The organism is Shewanella sp. VK101 (assembly GCF_056497865.1).
In genome coordinates this window covers 76,537-96,631 of the sequence record NZ_JBSSWS010000002.1, presented here as the reverse complement: position 1 = coordinate 96,631, position 20,095 = coordinate 76,537, and the positions used below count along the sequence as shown (strand labels likewise).

The window sequence follows — 20,095 nt, the reverse complement described above, 5'->3', positions numbered from 1 at the left end:
CTGTTACCCGATTTCAATGCTCAAAATGAGCATTGAAATGGCATGTGATTTTTGTTGAGTGTGAAAAAATGAGCCCTCTTAATGAAAGGAAACCGTCAGATGCCAAGAACAATTTTGAAGTTAAACCTTCAGCTCCTCGCTGTTTTCGCTGCAGCACTTGCTCTCTTTGCTGGATTAGCTGTTCCAAATGTAATGGCGGCTGATTTAACTGAGCAACAAACCCAATCCAAGTTCGAAAATTTACTCCCTCTTAAAGTCAATAAGGTTAGTAACTCGCCCCTATCTGGTTTTTACCAATTGGAATCTGATAGGGGCATTTTTTATGCGTCCAAAGATGGCAAATTCATCTTCTCAGGGTCACTCCACAATTTTGAAGAAGGGCTATTGAATCTCACCGCGCTCCGTCAGCGTGAACTCGCCAACCAACAGCTTGCAGCATTTGCAGATCAGCTAATCGTGTTTCCTGCAAAACAAGAAAAGTATCGAGTCACGGTATTTACCGACCCAACTTGTGGGTACTGCCGAAAGCTGCACTCTGAAATAGCCGAATACAACAAGTTAGGGATCACCATCGCTTACGCCGCATTTCCTCGGGGTGGTGTGAACTCAGAAATGGACAAAATTCTCAAAGACGTGTGGTGTGCGAAGGATCCAGCTGTAGCGTTGACCAAGGCTAAGAGCGATATAGCACTGGCACATAAAACCTGTGAGAACCCTGTCGATCAGATGTATCGAGTAGGTGAATCACTCGGGATAACTGGCACCCCCGCCCTGCTGCTGCCTAATGGTGAGTTAGCACCAGGCTATGTTCCCGCTCGTCAATTATTACAAACATTGGAGAATGCAGGATGATAAAGCAGTCTTGTAAAGCCGTGCTGTGGTTAAGCGGCATTTTGTTTACCCTTCAGGCCAATGCCAGTTTAGATCTCGAACAAGCAGCAAAGCTCAAAGAATCAGAGGCCAAGATCCAATCTTCCTTCAGTGATGAAATTAAAACGATGATGGATAGTCTAGGCGATATTGAAGTCGTAAAGATGCTGCCAATCAAGAACGTCATGCTCATTCAGCTGAAAGATAAACCGCCAATGTTCATTTCTTCCAATGGGCGTTTTTTGATTGATGGAGACATAAAAGATTTGTGGGCGATGCAGCAGGTAAAAACCGCTGAACAAGCCGATGCTACTTGGTTGTTACACCTAGACAAGTTTGGGGATGGCAAGCTAATGGAAAAGCTGGCGGTGATCCCATTCGGTAACCAAAACCTGCCGAAACAAGCGCGTGTTTTTGTCAGCCCAACGGCCTCAGAATCACAAGCATTTATCAAAGAGCTGGATCCCAGCAAGGTCAATTTAGACCTCATTATCATGCCGCATCAAAAGGGAGCCATTACACCTGCCTTAAAAGCTTGGTGTGGTTACTCAACAACAGACTCGATTCAGATCCTTATGTCAGGAGAGACAGAAGGCGTCGCCCAACGTGATTGTTCAGAAGAAGATTTGAAAAGAGTGATGACCCCGATGTTAATGGCGATGTATCTGGACATCGACAAGGTGCCATATTTCGTGCGTATCGATGGCAAACGCGTCGCAGGTGTTCCTAAGAAATATCTAGAGTGGTTGGAGAACTCACCCAAAGATGAGGCCCAGGAACCCAACGAATCTGATGATAACGGTGAGAAATCAGCTACAACTACGGAGCAAGCAGAATGAAAAAGTCCATACTCCTGAGCAGCCTTGGGGCTGCTGTCTTGTTGGCATCTGGATGTTCAATGCAGGTTGGAGAAGATGAGTTTGCCTGTCCCAACAGTGGTAAAGGCGCCACTTGTTCATCGTCACGTCAAATTTATGAATTAACCAACAACCGGGATAACCTTGAGGGTTTGAACGTCTCGATGGGAAAAATACAAGGTAGAGTGGATGCTAATGGGGAGGTGATTCCCTTTGACGACGGTACATACAATTCCACCACGACAAGCAAAACCCAAACTGGTAGTGCCCCTGCCTTTCCACAAGATACCTCATATGATCCTGATAGTTTGAATCCCGTTCCAGTACGCCAGGAAGTCCAATCCACTGCGGCCAATGCTGACTTAACTGATCTCGGTCGAGCTCGAAATGACGTTTACAAGCCGGTAAATCTTCTGCGCCAAGATGAGTTGCCAGCAGCCGAACTAGTCGCAGAGCCGAAGAATCGTACTTTCGGCGCCGTTCAGGGAGTTCAAGATGAACATGGCAAGCTCATGGTACGCAGGCAATCACCTATGGCGTTAGCCCCTGAGCCGCTCGCGGTTCTCCAACAGCCAAAAACCATGCGGATATTGATTTCATCATGGACCGACAAGGACGGTGATTTGCACATGCCAGGCTTTGTTTATGTCGAAGTCGAACCTAAAAAGTGGGTTGTGGGTGAACAAGCTAATGATCGCCCAGGGCGAATTGTCCCGCTGCAAATTCAACAAACCAGCCAAGAAGAGTTACGCCGGCAGGAAAAAGCTAAATCTGGGTATAGCAGTCTCGGGGTTACCGAAAAAGGGATAAAGTGATGGGCGTATTCTCAAACTACTTTCACAAAGTCAAAGACCTCTCTAGATTTGATCAAGTTGAGGATTTATTTGGTTTTGTTGGCTACGAATCTGACTACTACATCATGGATGGTGGCGGAATGGCTACGGTTTTCGTCTGTAGCCCTGCTCCCGGGCCTATTGAGAAACAGAAAAATGCTCTAGATGCCATTTTCAATAAAGAATACCCGGCTAACACCACCATTCAAACACAGTTGGTCGCCGTACCGGATGTGAGTTATTTCATGCAGCAATTTGAAACAACTCGCGGTAACCGTCTGATGGGTAATGACAATGAGCTAACCACCTCTATGGCAGAGTCATTAGCCAACGATATCGAGGGGAAGGTGTTTAAGGATATGTGCAATGGAGCTCGAATCAGAGATTTCGAATTTTGGTTTACGATTCGGGTACCGACAGCAGAGCAATTGCCAAATAGCCGCGAAGAGCAGCGATATAAAGAGCTGATAGTCGACGTCGAAGAAGGTCTAAGAAGTGGTGGCTTGTTTCCCGCAAAAGCAAAGCCAGAGCACTTACTTTGGCGCCTGCAGTCGTTGTTCAACCCTTCTAAAGATGCGTTATGGCGCAATCCTATCTATAAACCAAACAATAGCCGCTCGTTCGCAAGTCAAATTCTGGAAGATGGTAACTCATTCCATTTTACACCTAACGGAATCGTTACTGGCAAACCTAACGCAGTAGATGAAGCTGGGGGACTAGAGTTTGAAAAAGAAAACCAAACTCATATCAGGATGATGTCACTTGCTAGCACATTTGAGGAGCTACATTTTGGACAAATGCTGGATCTGGTAGGTGACTACCGATACGGGAACGTGGCCCATGGTGACCCTTTCATGATCTCCACGTTAATGCTCTACCCAGAGCAAAGCAAAGCGAGAAGCGATATATCAAACAGTAGAAACTGGTTGATAGGCCAAGCCAAAGGGAAACTGCTTGAGTGGTTCCAAGGACTTGCCGCGCAGAAACAAGACTATGACCAAATGTGGTATGAGTTAGATGAGAAAAAGCGGAAAGTGGTCTTTTCCGGTACGCATGTAACCACCTTCTCTGCAACCGCTGAACGTGCCGATCGCACAGTGGCCAAGATGATCAGGTACTTTGAAACATCTAAAGTCACATTCACAAAAGAAAGCGTTCTCACAGGTCCCCTATTCTTCCAAACCGTCCCTTGTATGATGGACAAGGACTACGCTAACTTCCGCCGGCACTCAATCTACTCATCTGAAGCCATGAGCTACCTAACCCCTCACATGAGCTCTTGGAAAGGGAATACTCACCTTCCGATTGTGCCGATGACCACACGAAACGGACAAATATTCTTCTGGGATCTGTTTAAAACCGATGGCGGTTTCAACTTCATGCTTAGCGCGAAGACTGGCTCCGGTAAATCAGTGTTAGTGAACTACATAGTTAACTGCTATTTGAACTCTGGCGTGAAGACCGGCGGGTCACTTCTTAGAAAGCCTCACGAAAAAAATATGGAGCTAGTTGAGTTCGATGACGGCGCCCAGGTGTTTGTATTGGATAGCGGCCGCTCATATCAAAACTTAGCTGAAATGTTCCAGGACTCTCAGTTCATAGCATTTGATAGTGGCTTTAAATATTCCCTTAATCCATTCAAATCAATCCACTCCTGGTCCAGTTTTACCAAAGATGGTGAAGAGCACGAAGGACAAGGCCCGATGATTCTCACCATGTTTAAAGCCATGGCCGCTCCTAAACACGGTGTTTCTGAATTACAACGTGCTGAAATGATGACTCTACTTACCAATATGTGGAATGAGAACGGGCAGGAGTCTACTGTCACCATGTTCGTGAATATGTGCCTTGAGCATGAACTTGAAGAAATGCGCCAAATCGGTATGCAGCTTCGCATCTTTGCAGAAGGCGGTATCTACGGCGAGCTGTTTTCAAACAAGTACCCACCTATTGATTTCAATGGTCGCTTAGTTGTCATCGAGCTAGAAGAACTTCAAAATGACATTCATCTGCAGTTGGTGGCCATTCTTAGCATCATCTCACAAATCCAGCACAAAATTTTCCAAGGGGGCACTGCCCGCCGGAGCCTCTTCTTGCTAGAGGAAGCCTGGCAATGGATGACTGGTGAGAAAGATGGCGACAAGGGAGCTTTGGTGGAGTTCGTTGGCGACTACCTACAAGCCGCATTCCGTAAGTTTCGTAAAGTTCGTGCCGCAGGCGGGGTGATCAGCCAAAGATTAATGGACTTCACGATGAACCCGGTTGGCCACGCAATTATGGCCAACACTGACTGGAAGTTGTTCCTGGAACAAGATGCTTCAGCAATTGACACTATTCGTGAAAATAAGGCGTTCTCAGCTTCAGATCACCAGTTTGAACTTATGAAGTCGGTCCGTACCAAAAAGGGTTCTTATTCAGAAATCATGATCTTCCACCAACAAATGAGTGAGATCTGTCGATTGGAGCTTGAGCCAGAAACCCTCATGATTTTCTCCACCGACCCGGATGACCGTGAGCTGATGAAGAAATATCGCGCCCTGGGCAATGACGTTAAAGAAGCCGCAAGATTGTCGGTACTGGAGAAACAAAGGTAACGATCAGGATCGGTTCTTTAGCTAAAACTTGTCAATTCCCCCGGAACTAATGACAAAAAAATGTATTTGGAGCGTATCTGAATACATTTTTTTGTTGTGCAGCGGGTACAAAAACATGACCGTAATCGCATAAGGGATTGATAATTAATAAAATCATGCAGTAATCCCGGTGAAGACAGGCAACAATAAAATGTCCTTGAGGCATAAAAGATCACATTCTTGTTGTTAACAACAGCCATGCCCTATTAAGTAATTGAAATAAAAGGAAATGACATAAAACCACCATAACAAGAAAGTGATCGCTAAAAAATGCTCGGAATCGACATATAGAACGATATATCTATTTATAAACAATGACATAAAACATTAAAGGACAAAAAAAAGGATAATGATCAGGCCTATTTCGGCCCATCAAAATGCCAAGAAGATGATCCCAGGATGCCAAATAGATGATCTCAAGATGACGGGAAAATGATCTAAAGGAATAATTACTATTTTTTCAGCAAGTTACAAAACCAGTATGTTAGCGAAGAAGCATTTCCCAATAACAGAGAAATGAAGTCGGAAGTACCATTCGCACAAAAACACAGAGATCTAGTAACAGAAACAGTCACATATCCAGGCCAATATCATGCAATCCAAAACAACGGAATTCGGACTAGTGAAAGACAGAATCGTGTATTTTTGGATGACAAAAACCTGTTTGTAAGAACAACGGATTTGTGTAATATTGAGCTTACTCATTGTGGCAGAATGATTTTGACAATAATACAGGGTTAGAAAATGGCTCGCTCAACTGATGATCCAATGCGCGTAGAACTTGGCCTCCAGGAAACAATGCCTGAGGTGTTCAAAAAATCACATGAACTTATCTTTTCTCGTCAACGATTGTCGTCTCATGAACAAAACGTTTTCAATCTTATGATCGCTCATATGCGAGAAGACCATTGGGCGGGCCAAACCCCCTCTTACGAATTCCCTGCACAAACACTTAGTGATTGGTTTGATATTAAATCAAACCACTTGAGCTCTACGTTGGCACCGGTAGCGGACCGATTAGCAACCAGGACTGTCGGTTTTGTGAATGAAGATACACAGGAATGGGACTACTTGCCGCTCCTATCGAGAATCCGATACAAAAACGGAAAGCTCACCATTATCCCTAACCCCCAGTTGAAAGAGCAGTACATAGACCACCAGAAAAAGGGATACGCCCTCATTAACCGGAAGCCTCTATACCGTCTCAGACGTACCTATAGTAAGCGCCTCTATGAAATGATCTCTCGATTCAAAGATACCGGCTTTAAGCAGCGCCCCCTTAAGATTCTGGAGCTGAAAGGGTATCTGGGTCTTTTAGATGAAAATGGGAACCTGAGTAAAGAGCATAAGAGTCTTGAGCCCACGGGCGTTTTCATTAAACGCTGTGTAGCTGATGCTTTTGAGGAAATAGCTGAGGTCTGCAAGCATGAGCTAATGCTTTTCAAGAGCGACTCAGGACAATTGGGCTATAGCCTAGTTAAGAAAGGTAGAACTACCGTTGCCATTAAGTTTCACTATAAATGGATGGCCGGCAAGATCAGCATGAGTGAAGATACAGCTAAAAAGACAATTAGCACGCTTGAGACCAAGCTCAGGATCAAACGAGAAGAGCTGAACATCGAGGAATTGACCTTGCTAGCTGAAGCATATCAAGTGCTTGGCGACCCGGACACTGCTAGCGAGATCTACATGCGCGTTGAGCAAAGGCAGCAAGAAAAGGTTATAGAGCCTGAGGTTAAGGCCAAAGAAGAGAAAGAGTCGTTCTTGGATAAGATTAGGCAGATGAAAGAAATGAACGATGTTAGTTACTGAGCCTAAGATACGATGACGATAATATGATCTCTTTAGCGACGTTTAAATGATCTTTAAGCCAACATTAAAACGATCACGAGGAGAACATAAAAATGATCCTGCGCTGTCATTACAATAGTCATTTTTCACCTCAACTCTTATAAGTTAACAAGTAAATGTGATCCAGAAAACGAAAAAATGATCTAATCCTTGCTAAATCGGGTGGTTTTCGTTCAAAACCATTGAAAAGTGGTCATATTTTAGACTTGTGGATAAGTGGCAACATACAAATGATCTTCAATAACACGATAAAGATCCTTTTTAACACTAAAACGATCCCTAAAAACAGCTAAATGATCGTTTTTGACAACAGATTGATCGTAAATGACAGTTTTATGAAAAGGTTACATTTTTTTGTTCTCATAAAGCACTGTTTATAAAGAGGTTTTTCAAGAAATCATCATCCCCTATAGATCTTATAGTTTCTATATTTTTGATATTATATATAGATCTTATAAAGAAAATTTTCCTATAGCATGAAAAGAAATTGCCTCGTTATCCTATCTCGTTAGATGCATGACTCTACCGGAAACACTTGAGAATATTGACTACCAAGTAGCCAATAAGGAAATTGAACGAATGGATCAGCAGGACGATAAACCACAAACTGTTAAGGTGCTCGATCATGTTCGCTAATACTTCAAGCAGATTAGGCCAACACAGGCCAATTGCTAAAAGAAAGATGAGTAAGATCGCCATCCCCTTGGCACCATTTTGAAGATCTACTCTACTCGGTACCGAATGCAAGATCACTGAGTAGATAAAAAATCCCCATAAAGTCACCAAATAGCCATTTTGGGGCGATAAGTGTATTGCCATAGCTATCTGCCCTACCCTCTTGGTTAAAACGCTAAAATCGACACCTATGGACTCGGTAGCTATATAGTTACTGATAAGGGTCGTAACCTCAGGTAAAACCGCTTTAGTAACAAGCCAAGCAGCTGCTGTACACCCAAACAAAGGGGCGATAGAGATCAACAAATTAGTGATATGCGAATACCACCTCAATCGGTAACTGTGATTAACATAGCCCAATGAGCCATCAGCTGCAGGTTCGTAAAATTTTACAGATTGAATCTTGTGGCCACAGAACACGGCGACAATCAAATGTGATAATTCATGAAGTGGAACACCGAAAATACCTATGATTGCGTAGACCGTAGGACCTGTTCGTTTAGCTAGTTGGTTTCTAAGGAAGATAATCATCGCTAGACAGAATACTGCTAGCGATGATGAAGAGAGAAAGTGAAGAATAGGTAGGCTCATTACTGGTAACGGTTATTGCAGGGACATACACCATTTCGATATACCAATTGCCATGCCTCCTCTAGCACTTGTTTGTCCAGAACCGGGTTTAAATCCCGGCCGAGTAAATCGTTCACGGCCCTACCACTGATCGCTAGAATCTCAAATTTGTTACTAAAGCCATGAATAGCAATTTTCTTATCTAGTTGTGCGAGTGTCAAACTACTGAAGGACTCGTGCATTAGCTTAGTGATCTTTTCGGCCAAGTGACTGGCTTTAACATTACGACGAATGTACTGTCTGATTTGCATTTGAGCTTTATCGGCAAGTAAGAACCGGCTTAAATCATTGTTCATTTGTCACCCTATCCTGATGTTTTGGTATTCATGTTCTTTTGTTTTTGGGTGACATCGATGACGAAATTGATGAGATATTGTCAGATCTTTTTCTATGACACTCAACAAGTATTGCCATTGTTCACCATCGTTATCGCAAACAGGGTCATTACCGTTCAATTCTAGTGCTGCTAGTTGCCTCCACTTAAACGTTGACGCGCCGGCAAGCAAACCGGATGCAAATTGACGAATGCTCGATAGCCATAAAATTCCGACAATTGACAATAGCATATTCAAGGTCATCAATAGTGCTAGCAGATCACCAAAATTGGCCACTTTTGAGCAATCGTTCTTCATGCTGGTTCCTTTTTCGCAGTACAAGCGTAAACCATATAGCCATCGCCTCCAGGCGCGGGCATAACTCCATAGTCAACTACTAGGCAATCTGAGAGCAATTTGAACCTACCCTCAACGAGTGCTTGATGATCTTTAGATCTAATGGCCTTTGCTTCGCTTGCATACGCTTTCCCTGTTGAGGTCACACCTACGAAATCAACACGATTATTAGGGTTCTCAAGGTTGTGCCATTGCTGATGTAGCCAGGCGCTCGCAGTTAGCCTCGGGTTCTTGTAGCCTCGACCGACGATTGTCGCTGGGCTAATTTGGCGGTTTAAAAGTTGGTTCAGTAAAAGCTTGTATTCATCAACTGTTTTCATAGTCATACCTGTTTGTAATGGGTCTATGGTTAATAACTTAAACGAGGTTGAGAAACCGGCAACCGCACCTAGTATTTAGTGTTAAAGGTTCGCAATTGAGATTTGGCTTTCCTTAAGCAAGTTTCCCAGGAGAGGCAATTGCTTGGCTAATTGCTCGAGTTGCTGAACTTCTTTAGGTTTGAACATAGCTGCCCCTTTTTTCATTGTTGTAGAAAAATCTTAAATTGACCGATCATCAAAACTCATCGTTACTCTGCAACACTGAAAACCATTCGAGTGTTCAAATCCACTTCTACTTTATCAAAAACAGCCAGTTGACCTGCGCTGTTGTAAACGCCCGATAAAGGCTTGGATTTTGATAAATCTACGTTATCTATCGCTAAGATATATCCGCCTCGGTTAACTGCAATCACTACGCACGTTGTTGTAGCTGGTCGCTGGAAAATGGTTGACTCCGAGTTGTGGTTTGGCACTAAAACACTTAATGGTTGTTCTACTACAACGGAAATGTGAGGATCATTTGCAATAGTCTCTACCAGAGCTAAGGCAACCTGTAATCTCTCAGTACCGTCAAGCAATGATGTTGAGCTGCCTCTTTGGGGGCACCGATAAACGAAGTATACCGGCGCGGTACCCGCTTTTAGTTTCTGGTAAATTGCTAGATTCCATGTGGAAAGCGAGTCTGTCACTTTCGCCAAGAAAATAGTCTTGATCATATTTAACGCCTAAGCTGCAAGGTCTGTTATCACTATATCGTCAATATCATTACCCGCATCTGTATCACCTTGCCTCTCTAGTTCGCTAATTGCCTGTTTTAGCTCGATCATGCGCTGTTTGCATTCAAGCAGTTGGTCTAACTTATCGAATCGTCTATATTTGTGGTCATTAGCCACTGCTAAACGAGCCACTTTAGTTGAAATCTCAGTGCTAAAGCGTTCAATTTGCTGATCAAAGTTGGTGATAAACGAGTTAATTGTATTGAGGATTTGTCGACCGATACTAGAGGCCTTGGAAATATCCAAAGAAAATCTGTAATCAGTCTTACTGCTCGCGATTAATGAAACGCTGCGGCCCTCAACTTTAGCCGATAGCTCATATCCTGCAAACTTCCCTAACTTGATGGTGCGGTCTTTATAAAAGCCCTGGCTTATAGATTCCAAGGTCGGTGCCAATGTTTCAGAAATATTGTTCGCGGCCTCTGTGTATTTATTGAAGGTTAAAGAGGCATCATTGATGTAGCAGAATTGGTCACCTGCTTGCACAGTATGGTTACCAGAGGCCATATCCTGGGTTACACCATCAAGAAGGCGTTGATATTTACTAATCGCCATTTGGGAGTTCTCAATTTCCCATGAGGCATTACGCTGATCGCGAATATAGGCGTTACGTTCTGCGTCTAGGCGTTGAATGGTTTTCGTGAGTGTGACCATTTCAAGGACAAGTGGAGAGCCCGATGTTTCGGCTTTTAGCTCCGCAAAGGTGAGTTCAGTATTTGAAATATCATCTGCAACAGCTGAAATTGTGTTAGCGCTATTAAACGCCGAGATAAACTTTTGTTTGTTCTCTAGCACTTGGAATAGGAAGCTATCAAGGCTGTTCTTAGTCGCAATGAAAGTTACATCGAGCGTGAAGGTATCAGGGTTCGCTTGATATAAGAGGTTACCCTGGCGTATGCCCCGGCCTAGTCTTTGTGTGAGGTCTGAGGGGCGATAAGGGGCATCTAGAACAGTGATCCCTACAAGTCGTTGGTTTACGTTTGCACCACAGCCAAGCGTTGAAGTCGACGCCACAATGACACGGTAAACACCAGTGTTTAACTTGCTATATAGCGCTGTCTTTTGCAATGGCGTTTTGAAATCTTGAGCAAAGACAATCTCGGCGGGATTTACGCCTTGAGCGATCAGACCTGCTTTGATCTGGTCATATACACAATGGCGCCCGTCCCTATTTGGCACCCCAATATCAAGGAATATAATTTGGGTACCCTTTTCAGCGGTGGTCGCATGGTATTTTTCAGCGGTGATCTTAATACAGGCTAGGATCTTGTTGCCGCACTCATCAACCGGTGTGTGAGGCAATAAGAGTCGCATATCGACACTTGCTTTTTTAGCTTCACTCATTATAACAAGCATGTTGTCATTTTCGATTGGCGAGGCCTTAAAGTTTTTGGCTCGTTTGACTAGAGATTTTGAGTAGGCGAGCTGTGCTTCTGTCGCCTCTACAACCAGCTGCCGAGGCATACCACCAGTGACGGGGGGGATTGCAGCATAGAGCTGATTGTTATGAATGAGCTTTGGCAAATATGCCGCAAGCTCTGATTCATTAACACAATCAGCGATTGACCCCCAAAGGGCTTGCAATTCGGGCAGATTAGCAAATTCGCGCAAGCGGGTAACTGTTTTAAAGCCTGCACCAGTGGCGGCGACTTCAAAATCACTGCTGATTTTAGCAAAGCATGATACAAAGTCATCGATAGATTCTATTCCTTGCGCGAGCAACAAATCTTCATCTAGGTATCGTATGAACGTATAAGCCTCAAGTAATGTGTTAGAAATCGGGGTACCGGTTGAGAAATAAACACCAAGGCCATTCTCATTTTTACGTTTCAGAACGTTGATCTTTAAATACCAGTCCCATGCGCGCTTACTACCTGTGGGGGTACCACATCCCCGGACATTGGTTAAACGAGAGCTTTCATAGGCGAGATTCTTAATATAATGAGCTTCATCTAGTACCAGCATATCTACGCCAAGATCAGAGATAGACAAGCCCGATTTACGTTTGTCGGTCCCGAGTTCTAACAAGCGCTCTTTGAGCTTGGCTTTCTTATTTTCGATACCCTTGACTGTGAAACGCGCATCCGATTTTTTAAGATTAGATAACGCCGTATCGAGCTTGGTCAGTTCAAATTCGATAATTTCCTGCTCGATATCATCATCAGCAGGGATTGAGGCGAAAGATGACTCGGGGCAAATCACGACTTTCGCGCCCGTTTTAAGGCGCATAAGTGTTGCTTTACGTGTGCTAGGGCTCAAGTCATCCGGCGATAAAACCGTGATTTGGTCTTGTGGGTATAGTTGCAAGTAACCAGATGCAAATTGGCTTGTTAGGTGATTTGGAACAACAATTATACAGCGTTGCTTAAGGCCTAGTCGGATTGACTCATGAACCAGCGCGGCAATGGTAAAAGTCTTCCCGGCTCCCACTTCGTGAGCAATTAACAGACGCCCCTCGCAAATAGCGCGATAGACGGCGTTTAACTGGTGGTCGCGTAATTGGATTGCTTGATTGCTGTCTGGCAAAGCGAGTACATCTGCAGACGCGTTCAAGCGCACCAGTCGGTTAAACTTCTCGTTATAGATGCTCGTCAATTTGGCTTGAATGTCCGACCGTTCCAAAAGAAAAGCATCCCATTCTGCCAAAATCTTTTCGCTGTTTAGTTCGTTCTCTAGGCTTGCTTGTTGATCTACGACCCGGCCCCCGTTTTCCCCCTTGAGGGTGACCTGAATGGATCGGCCATTCATTAGACAAGGGAAAAGCTTACTAAAACGATAGGCAGAGTCTGAGCCTAAGCGCGTTTCTAACTGGTACGGTAGGCAGAACAAATGGAAATGCCATTGGTTAGCAGCATAGGTTATGTCAATTTGAGTGTGACTATGAAGTTTGTCACCGCACAGCAATGTAACGAACTCACGATAGACGTCAGCAGGAACCCAGGACGCGCCTAAATGTGTTTTAAACTGGTCAAAGGTTACATCAGAAGGGATCACTGGCATTAACGCAGCCTGATAGCGTTCTTTGACTTCGTTAGAGCAACTAAGACTCGATACGGCTGCCAGTTTTGATTTCACGTCACCGGATAGAAAAACGTTTTTGGTTACCCATTTGCCGTTATCGTTAAAGATAGACAGGCCTTCATTGTTATTTATGAATTTTGATTCGGAGATTGAAAGTAGTCTCGCGCAATATGCTAGATCGATGAACCCGTAGACATTCATCGAGGCTATTAGGGCATCTTCTACAGTGTTTGCAGATGTCGGCGCAGACCATGGCATCAGTACGCGCTTTGAAAAGATTTCTGCTTTTTTGGCGCTAGCTTTGACGGCCTCGATCCCAAGTTTTTTTGCCGCTGCCTGGGTTAACCCTGCGTTGTAATTGACCTCAAGAGATAGCAAGTTGTAGTTAGTTGGATCTAGTTTTGCCACTCGCTGATTAGCGGTATCATGGATAAAACCATGTGCTTTGACAAAGGCGTCGTAACGGTCGTTTAACTCGGCCCTTAGAGTGTCGAATTCATCTTCTACATGATTGTTTTGCTCTGCTTCTAACAAGGTCATTAAGGCGTGACGAATACCGCACATTTTGATAAGGCGTAGTTTGGCGGTGCCAGTGAACTCCGTATCTTTCCAACTATCATCCTCAGCCAGTTGGTAAACTTCACCATCTGAGCCAACAGCAAAAGACCCAATGCGGCACCCGGCCTTTTCTGTGATCGTTACTTGTGGGTTTAAAGCTGGTGCTATGCTGGTGGCTTCGGTGATACGGCCCTCAAATGAAAGCGGGGCAAATAGCGCTTTTATCGCTTTTGTTGTGGCACTTTCGAAGTGGTCATCACCAACGCAGTGAACATTGTTGCCCTGAAACTGCGACAGGCATTTCATTTTGCCGATGATGCGATCAGGGTTATCAATAAAATATTGATTTATGAGATAGTCGTTTTGTTGTTCATCAGTAACGTTTACTGATTGCGTCCAATTAGGGTTTGAGTCTGCGCCTTGCTCAAATACCAACACATCTACGGTGGCGTTTGCGCCCGTGGTGACTTCAAAGACTTGTTTAGGTAGACGAACCGCGCCTTTTAAAGTCGCGTATTTAGCAACTAATTCGCGGCTTTTAGATAATTTTGCATCCATGAAGGAGCGCGACACGATAGCAATCATCCAACCTTTCTCGGCAAGCAGGGAAGCGCCACGAGCCATGAAATAGTTGTGCAGGCTTAGACCACTGAACTCAGTGTTTTGGCGGTCAAAAATAGGCGCTTGGCCGAATGGTGGATTATGGAAAATTACAGACTGTTTTTTAAGCTTGGCTTCTTCGAAGCCACAATTATGTACCTGGGCGCTTGGGTATAGTTTTTCTAAAATTGCAGATGAAATCTGATCTTGCTCAACAAGATGGATTTTGAAGCTATCCACGAGTGATTTAGGCATGGTGCGGATCAATCCACCGACCCCAGCTGAGGTATCGAGAAAAGAGCCTGTATCGACGCCAGAAGCTATCAGGCCGTCATAGATAGCGGCAGATAAGAAATCGGGCGTATAGAACGCTGAGAGCGTCGATTGCTGCGCTTTCTTGTATTGCTCTGGTGTGAGCAGGCATTTTAGCTCGTTGTAGCGTTTAGCCCACTTGTCATTGTTTGGATCGAATGCTTGAGGACAAGCGCCCCAGCCGACATATTGAGCGAGTTTTAATTGATCGTCGTGGGTGGCTTCTGCTCCTGCTTCTTCAAGGTGGTTAAGCGTTTTAATAGCGGCTACGTTGAGGTTATAGCGAGTAACCACGCCAATTTTTTTAAGAGGGAATCGCGCAAAGAAATCGTTAGCCTTTACTTGAACTCGCAAGTTGGTTTTCTTATGTTGCTGTGATTGCTGAATAAACTCGGCTAGCTCGGCTTGATCACCAAAGAAAAAGCCCATTTGACCGCCAACGTATTCGATATTTTGCATTACACCCATAACGTTTTCATCATCTGTAAATCAATCTGAGTACAATGAAAACACGGTTTGAAAATTCGGCTACTGCGCGGGGAAAGGTGTTAATTAGCGAGGAAAAATCATAGTTGCGAATGGTTATCGAAGTGGTATTGGTGAGGGCTCATTTCACGTTAAGCAAGCTTTGGTGGTAGCCGGCCAGGTTCAGCATTTGGGATGACACACGGATAAACAGACATGTCGCTTTAGGTAGTGTTTGCGCGTAATGATGCTGGTGGATTTAGCTGGATGGTTAAGTTTGAGGCGATAGTCTTAACACTGGGGGATTTGAGGAGTTATTCACTCATCCATTGCATAATCAGATAGGGCTATATCAAAGGCAGCTCTTGCTGCTGCCTTTGCCTGCTCATTGTTGCTTTGGTTTAACTAGGCGTAGTCAGTAAAACCGAAACCTCTAGCGGCTTGTTCAGCCGCGTTGTGAGCACGAGCGATTTGAGGGTTTGAGGTCATTCGTTAACTCCATAGCCATATACAGCCCACACCTGCGGATCAATTTTCATTGGCTGAACCGATGCGCTCAATACATCAACAAATGCTCCATGATGCTCGATCTTGGTATATCGAAGTAGTTGCCAAATTATTTGAGTGGCTTGAGCTGACACTGCACGATTAACGCCGAAGTCTTGCTTCTGTAATGCCATTTCAGTTGAGCAGGAAGGCTGATCTTCTTTGTTGTCATCAATCTGCTCAAGCATGGTGTGGTATAAGTCGTATACGTTGGGTAGTCGAAAGGAACTTAGTATTTCTGGCGTGGCATGACCGCATACCACTTGACCATCGTGCTTACCATTTCCAACATCGAGCCATAATAGCTCGGACTTATTTTTGCTGGAAGCGAAGAACTGTCCAAGTTCCACTCTGAATGATGCCTTATCGACCGCTGTAATGATAAGGTGATAGTCATTTATGAGAGTCTTATTTGGGGTAAAATAGTTTGGCTGTGCTTTCCATGCTGTGCCCCCAAAGCTGTTAAAGCGATTGATCAACACTTCTGCCTTGTTCTGGCCTATATCACCCATGTAGAAGCACTGGCGCCCCACATTGAAGATAGAAACATCATCACCATCAAAGAGGGTTAGATCGATATATACTTCCTGATTTGATAGCTGGCGTAAGAGTGAGTCCATCTGGAATAGCTCAGTGGCTATCTGGCTACCGCTGCCGCCTGCGCCTATGAGGGCGATTTTAATTGGCTTATTCAGTAGTGAGGGGCTTAATGAATAGTGCATGAGTCTTTACTTTTAAGTTAGTGATACTTAAAGGTAAAGCTGTTTTGGTAATCCGCAACCGTGTTGGAATTACTGCTTTGAGTTGATGGTCATAACTTTCCAATCTTGCTGAGCAACCTTCCAGAAATTCGAATTGAACTTCAATGTTTTTATAGAGAATAGTAAGGCGTAACATAGACGATTTAGCGTAGATGCAGCATAAGGAGTCGTGCTTATAGACCACTGTAAATCAACATCTTTGATTGACTCCAATTTCCATGTTATGGCTTTTACATAGCGAGGGTTAGAGAGCAAAGGGGATCGTAGTTCTATCATGCGATTTTCATTGACCAGGTGGCAATATCCAGCAAGCCCGTTGAGACCGTGGATCACATTTTGCTCTGTACCGCTAAAATGAAGCTTAATAATCTCCATTGTCCCTGACTTTTCTACGCCAAACGATAGGCCGGACTTGTTAGGAACACCATCGAGTCGCCATGTGTTATCGGATTTCCAGGTAATGAGTACCGCGAATAGAACAAACAACACACAACACCATTTTTCAAATGGACTCAAGGTGACGACAACGATGCTTGAGGGGTGAATGTAATCATAGGTGTACCAAAACCCTACTAGCAGGAAGCCAATACAGGCGAGTAAGGTGCTTGATTGACGAATACGGGAAGGTACGGCATTGACCGATTGCAATCTGAATAGGCAATAAATAAAGCCCAACATCAGCAAATACATGACTTTATCTGGTGGCATAGGTTTATTGGCAATTAGTTCCAAAATACCTTCATAAAGGAACAGGACAGTGAAGATCGCAAAAAAACTGAATATGGTTGGTGAAAATCCGGTAAACATACATATTCCTCAACAACGAAAAATGGCGGCTGGTGGATACCACGCCGCCCTACCCTACTAACCGACCATCTGCTCGTACTCTGCTTCAGTAATGATCTTGGTTCCTTTAGCCTTTGCTGCATTGAGCTTTGTAGCTCCAACATTCTCACCGATAACAAGGTAATCAGTAGTACCACTAATCCCTTTTTGGACGTTAGCTCCAAGGGATTCAGCTTTTGCGCTCATAGCATTGCGGTTTTGCTGCATTTTGCCAGTGAAAACAAGGTTAAGTCCACGAATACTAGAACCCTGAACAGTCAGCTGCTTCAAGGGTTCCACGGTATCAATCACGTTCAGCATGGCTGTTAAATATGAAAAGTTATTAGCGTTATCTGCAATTCCCTGACTAATCGACTATGAGGTTAGTTTACCAAATCCGTCAATGGCTAAAAGATGCCCGGCGGTCAGGTTGGTGGCCTCCGCTATTTCGCGCCACTGCCCTACCCTGCTTTAACGTTCCCAGGAAAGCAGAACAATATTGGCTATTGTTTAAGACTGCTGATTGCCAATACTTTTTCTACAGCATTATTAAGCTGGCTGTACCATAGCAAGCATTGGGCATGTGAGGGCGACCTCGCCCATTGTTGAACCTGCATATTGGCGTATTGAGGGTGAACGCGCTCTAATCGTGCCAGGCGAGATAGGTGAAACAATGATTCAATAATCAAGTAATCCCATGATTCTACATGCCAGTAGCTCGCGTTTAGCTGGTAAATTTTAGCTAGCTTGATGTAATTAAAAGCCAAGCTTGATACTGTCAAATAAGGGGCTTGAGAAGCAAGTAAGATCGTATCTTCATCAATGATCATAATGGTTATGCCAGCTTGTTTATCAGTTCGTTTAACGTGATTCCGAGAGGTTGCAGTTCAGAGACTAGGATCTTGTCTCCTGCTTTCTCTTTCTTCGCGTAAAAGGCTTCAACACTTTGGTTTTTGCGTAAGACCTGCTTGCAGTTTGAGTGAGTAAACCGAGTGTTAAAAAATTCTTCCTCGATTTGTTTGATGGTATCAGCGCTAATTTGGCTTGGCATTTTCATTGAGCCAAGACAGACTCGGCAATCTTCATAAACATTAAAAAACGGCGAACGATAAATTTTTGTGTTCAATTCTGGACGCTTGTTAAACGGTAGTGCGTACACAGAAAGCGTTGAACCAATCGTTGAATAGAAGAACAACAGTGGCGGCAACTGGACTTTATAAGCGGTAGTCGTCATGTAAAGGGTTCGGGTCTGGCGTGATGTGTGCCACATGATTGTGTTTGAGTTTTTAAGCAACACATTTGAGGCCAGAAACCCTTTTTGATGCGGGTCATGCTTAAATTGAGGCTTTACAGACAGGTTATTGAGAGAATCTATGAGATCTGACGCTGAGTGGTGCTGTGCAATCCCAAGGGCGCCGTTTATTACATCGTGACGCGTGATATAGGTTTTGGTGCCGCTAGTGTTACCATGAACCACTAAGGCGAATTGTGGGTTAATCTCTATCTCGTCTTTGATTGAATGACCAATGAATTGTTCAACAAGCGTATTAGTGTTAGTTTGCTGGATATTCATTTTTATGCCTTATCTGAAATTTGGTTTAACTTAATGGTATCGTCGCTTCGCTACTCGGCAACTGAGTTCAACACAGTGAACATCAAGGCCACGATGCACGAAGAAATAGAGTAGTTATGGAAAAATTGCTCACAGTCTTGTGAGAATACCAACCCCAACGCCGCTTCCTCCCCTCTTTGCCAAAAATCTTCGGTGATTGCGTCTATGACTTCGGATTCTGCTTGGTGGCCATAGCTAAAAAATAGCTGAAACTCTGATTCGGTATCCGACTGATTTTCAAATGGGAAATGAACCTTCCCAATGTTGCTCTTAAAATATGAAAAGGCATTCAGTAACGGCTTTAATGCTGGGTGGCTTTTCACTAAACCGCCCATTGCGCGCATCACATCATCATGTTTTTGCGCTCTATACTTAGCGACTACTTCCTTATGTTCTTCTAATTCTACTCTGTTGATAAGGTATTCGACGCCGTAGTCAGTAAGAAATGTTTCAACATCATCATCAAGTTTTAATGCCTCTACGAGTTCTTCTATCGTGTACTCAGGATGCTTATTGATATATTCGTAAATTGGCTTAATGCGGCGCAGTAATTCTTCATCCTCGCCAAATGTTTCTTCAAGAAACCAGTTTGCAGAGAAGTCTGTCAGTTCCAATATCGGGGCTTCAAACTGATATGGCATAATGCTCTCAACAAAGTAATATAACCCGGTCTTTAATCGTGGATTAAAGCGCAACCATTCAATATCAAAGTTAGTGTTATAGGCTGAATTAAAGGTGACTCTTGGACTAAGAGTGTTTTCATAGGAATCACCGTGAAGCCTACTGTCCAGATTGATCCCAAACTTTAAGTCAGCCATTCCGTTTCGGTATGAAAGCGCATCATCGTAGCCTTTTAAGAAGGATTCCTTTTCGCTTTCTGGCCAATCATTGATAGCAGACGCTATGATCTGCCTAATTGCTTGATGTTGTGTCTCAATAATGGTTTGCACTTTGCTTGCAAACGGGTTCCATATTTGATCCGTTAACAGTTCACAGATTTGAACTAGCTGTTTTGTTGGATCTTTGATAGCAAGAGTCTTTGCTACCTCCGACTGTGAGCAATATCCTTTCTCAATACCGAATTGCAACATATCCGCGATAAATGAGGAATTTTTTAAAAGTCTTTGGTTTTTGGTTGAATTGATCGTCTTTACTTTCCCAAGTTTAGGGACGCTTAAGCCTGTGGCCTTACTATGCCAAATGCGGTTAACGTGGCTTAATCTTGGTGGGTTGACGCTCATGGTGAACACTCTTATTGCTGATTAATAGTTCAAATTTA

The 20,095-nt window shown here is 43.9% G+C and carries 16 protein-coding genes; 5 read left to right on the top strand and 11 right to left on the bottom strand.

From position 1 onward, the window contains the following. Positions 1–99 precede the first annotated feature (99 nt). The 5 genes from ACSHSR_RS22500 to ACSHSR_RS22480 all read left to right on the top strand — a co-directional run bounded on the left by ACSHSR_RS22500 (position 100) and on the right by ACSHSR_RS22480 (position 7,005). The gene (locus ACSHSR_RS22500) at positions 100–852 is read left to right on the top strand and encodes a thioredoxin fold domain-containing protein (protein WP_249556666.1); all 753 of its coding nucleotides are present in this window, start codon (positions 100–102) and stop codon (positions 850–852) included. Beyond that, complete coding sequence (locus tag ACSHSR_RS22495) at positions 849–1,709, top strand: thioredoxin domain-containing protein (RefSeq protein ID WP_123115256.1); 861 nt, start codon at positions 849–851, stop codon at positions 1,707–1,709. The genes ACSHSR_RS22500 and ACSHSR_RS22495 overlap by 4 nt, the downstream gene beginning before the upstream one ends. Next, a complete protein-coding gene (locus ACSHSR_RS22490) occupies positions 1,706–2,542 on the top strand; it encodes a TraV family lipoprotein (RefSeq protein WP_123115255.1) in 837 nt (278 codons plus the stop codon). Before ACSHSR_RS22495 ends, ACSHSR_RS22490 begins: the two co-directional genes overlap by 4 nt. Then, on the top strand, positions 2,542–5,154 hold the full coding sequence (locus ACSHSR_RS22485; RefSeq protein ID WP_123115254.1) for a TraC family protein: 2,613 nt from the start codon (positions 2,542–2,544) through the stop codon (positions 5,152–5,154). Before ACSHSR_RS22490 ends, ACSHSR_RS22485 begins: the two co-directional genes overlap by 1 nt. A 783-nt stretch (positions 5,155–5,937) precedes the next feature. Next, entirely contained in the window at positions 5,938–7,005 is a 1,068-nt protein-coding gene (locus ACSHSR_RS22480; protein ID WP_086903435.1) for a replication initiation protein, read from the top strand. A 1,304-nt stretch (positions 7,006–8,309) separates the two neighbouring features. Here the strand turns inward: ACSHSR_RS22480 and ACSHSR_RS22475 are convergent. The 11 genes from ACSHSR_RS22475 to ACSHSR_RS22425 all read right to left on the bottom strand — a co-directional run bounded on the left by ACSHSR_RS22475 (position 8,310) and on the right by ACSHSR_RS22425 (position 20,057). After that, positions 8,310–8,645: a hypothetical protein gene (locus ACSHSR_RS22475; protein WP_086903433.1), complete on the bottom strand. Its 336-nt coding sequence runs from the start codon at positions 8,643–8,645 to the stop codon at positions 8,310–8,312. Positions 8,646–8,648: 3 nt separating this feature from the next. After that, entirely contained in the window at positions 8,649–8,981 is a 333-nt protein-coding gene (locus ACSHSR_RS22470) for a hypothetical protein (protein WP_086903432.1), read from the bottom strand. Next, positions 8,978–9,340: a hypothetical protein gene (locus ACSHSR_RS22465; protein ID WP_123115251.1), complete on the bottom strand. Its 363-nt coding sequence runs from the start codon at positions 9,338–9,340 to the stop codon at positions 8,978–8,980. Before ACSHSR_RS22465 ends, ACSHSR_RS22470 begins: the two co-directional genes overlap by 4 nt. 248 nt (positions 9,341–9,588) lie before the next feature. Beyond that, positions 9,589–10,056 (bottom strand): hypothetical protein, encoded by a 468-nt coding sequence (locus ACSHSR_RS22460; RefSeq protein WP_086903430.1) that lies wholly within the window; start codon positions 10,054–10,056, stop codon positions 9,589–9,591. Positions 10,057–10,065: 9 nt separating this feature from the next. After that, a complete protein-coding gene (locus ACSHSR_RS22455; protein WP_479631543.1) occupies positions 10,066–15,075 on the bottom strand; it encodes a DEAD/DEAH box helicase family protein in 5,010 nt (1,669 codons plus the stop codon). A gap of 482 nt (positions 15,076–15,557) precedes the next feature. Further along, positions 15,558–16,340 carry a PRTRC system ThiF family protein gene (locus tag ACSHSR_RS22450; RefSeq protein WP_123115248.1) on the bottom strand — a complete coding sequence of 261 codons (783 nt, stop codon included), beginning with the start codon at positions 16,338–16,340 and terminating at the stop codon, positions 15,558–15,560. Positions 16,341–16,409: 69 nt separating this feature from the next. Beyond that, a complete protein-coding gene (locus tag ACSHSR_RS22445) occupies positions 16,410–17,186 on the bottom strand; it encodes a hypothetical protein (protein WP_123115247.1) in 777 nt (258 codons plus the stop codon). Positions 17,187–17,243: 57 nt separating this feature from the next. Beyond that, a complete protein-coding gene (locus tag ACSHSR_RS22440) occupies positions 17,244–17,495 on the bottom strand; it encodes a BRCT domain-containing protein (protein ID WP_164489346.1) in 252 nt (83 codons plus the stop codon). 212 nt (positions 17,496–17,707) lie between these two features. After that, a complete protein-coding gene (locus ACSHSR_RS22435; protein ID WP_123115246.1) occupies positions 17,708–18,034 on the bottom strand; it encodes a hypothetical protein in 327 nt (108 codons plus the stop codon). A 5-nt stretch (positions 18,035–18,039) separates the two neighbouring features. Continuing rightward, positions 18,040–18,777: a hypothetical protein gene (locus ACSHSR_RS22430; RefSeq protein ID WP_345860454.1), complete on the bottom strand. Its 738-nt coding sequence runs from the start codon at positions 18,775–18,777 to the stop codon at positions 18,040–18,042. A gap of 50 nt (positions 18,778–18,827) precedes the next feature. Next, positions 18,828–20,057 (bottom strand): hypothetical protein, encoded by a 1,230-nt coding sequence (locus tag ACSHSR_RS22425; RefSeq protein WP_479631542.1) that lies wholly within the window; start codon positions 20,055–20,057, stop codon positions 18,828–18,830. Between the last annotated feature and the right edge of the window lie 38 nt (positions 20,058–20,095).

Bases quoted from the DNA above. Each gene is read 5' to 3' on its own strand.
- ACSHSR_RS22500 (WP_249556666.1), top strand. From the start codon at position 100: ATGCCAAGAACAATTTTGAAGTTAAACCTTCAGCTCCTCGCTGTTTTC.
- ACSHSR_RS22495 (WP_123115256.1), top strand. From the start codon at position 849: ATGATAAAGCAGTCTTGTAAAGCCGTGCTGTGGTTAAGCGGCATTTTG.
- ACSHSR_RS22490 (WP_123115255.1), top strand. From the start codon at position 1,706: ATGAAAAAGTCCATACTCCTGAGCAGCCTTGGGGCTGCTGTCTTGTTG.
- ACSHSR_RS22485 (WP_123115254.1), top strand. From the start codon at position 2,542: ATGGGCGTATTCTCAAACTACTTTCACAAAGTCAAAGACCTCTCTAGA.
- ACSHSR_RS22480 (WP_086903435.1), top strand. From the start codon at position 5,938: ATGGCTCGCTCAACTGATGATCCAATGCGCGTAGAACTTGGCCTCCAG.
- ACSHSR_RS22475 (WP_086903433.1), bottom strand. From the start codon at position 8,645: ATGAACAATGATTTAAGCCGGTTCTTACTTGCCGATAAAGCTCAAATG.
- ACSHSR_RS22470 (WP_086903432.1), bottom strand. From the start codon at position 8,981: ATGAAGAACGATTGCTCAAAAGTGGCCAATTTTGGTGATCTGCTAGCA.
- ACSHSR_RS22465 (WP_123115251.1), bottom strand. From the start codon at position 9,340: ATGAAAACAGTTGATGAATACAAGCTTTTACTGAACCAACTTTTAAAC.
- ACSHSR_RS22460 (WP_086903430.1), bottom strand. From the start codon at position 10,056: ATGATCAAGACTATTTTCTTGGCGAAAGTGACAGACTCGCTTTCCACA.
- ACSHSR_RS22455 (WP_479631543.1), bottom strand. From the start codon at position 15,075: ATGGGTGTAATGCAAAATATCGAATACGTTGGCGGTCAAATGGGCTTT.
- ACSHSR_RS22450 (WP_123115248.1), bottom strand. From the start codon at position 16,340: ATGCACTATTCATTAAGCCCCTCACTACTGAATAAGCCAATTAAAATC.
- ACSHSR_RS22445 (WP_123115247.1), bottom strand. From the start codon at position 17,186: ATGTTTACCGGATTTTCACCAACCATATTCAGTTTTTTTGCGATCTTC.
- ACSHSR_RS22435 (WP_123115246.1), bottom strand. From the start codon at position 18,034: ATGATCATTGATGAAGATACGATCTTACTTGCTTCTCAAGCCCCTTAT.
- ACSHSR_RS22430 (WP_345860454.1), bottom strand. From the start codon at position 18,777: ATGAATATCCAGCAAACTAACACTAATACGCTTGTTGAACAATTCATT.
- ACSHSR_RS22425 (WP_479631542.1), bottom strand. From the start codon at position 20,057: ATGAGCGTCAACCCACCAAGATTAAGCCACGTTAACCGCATTTGGCAT.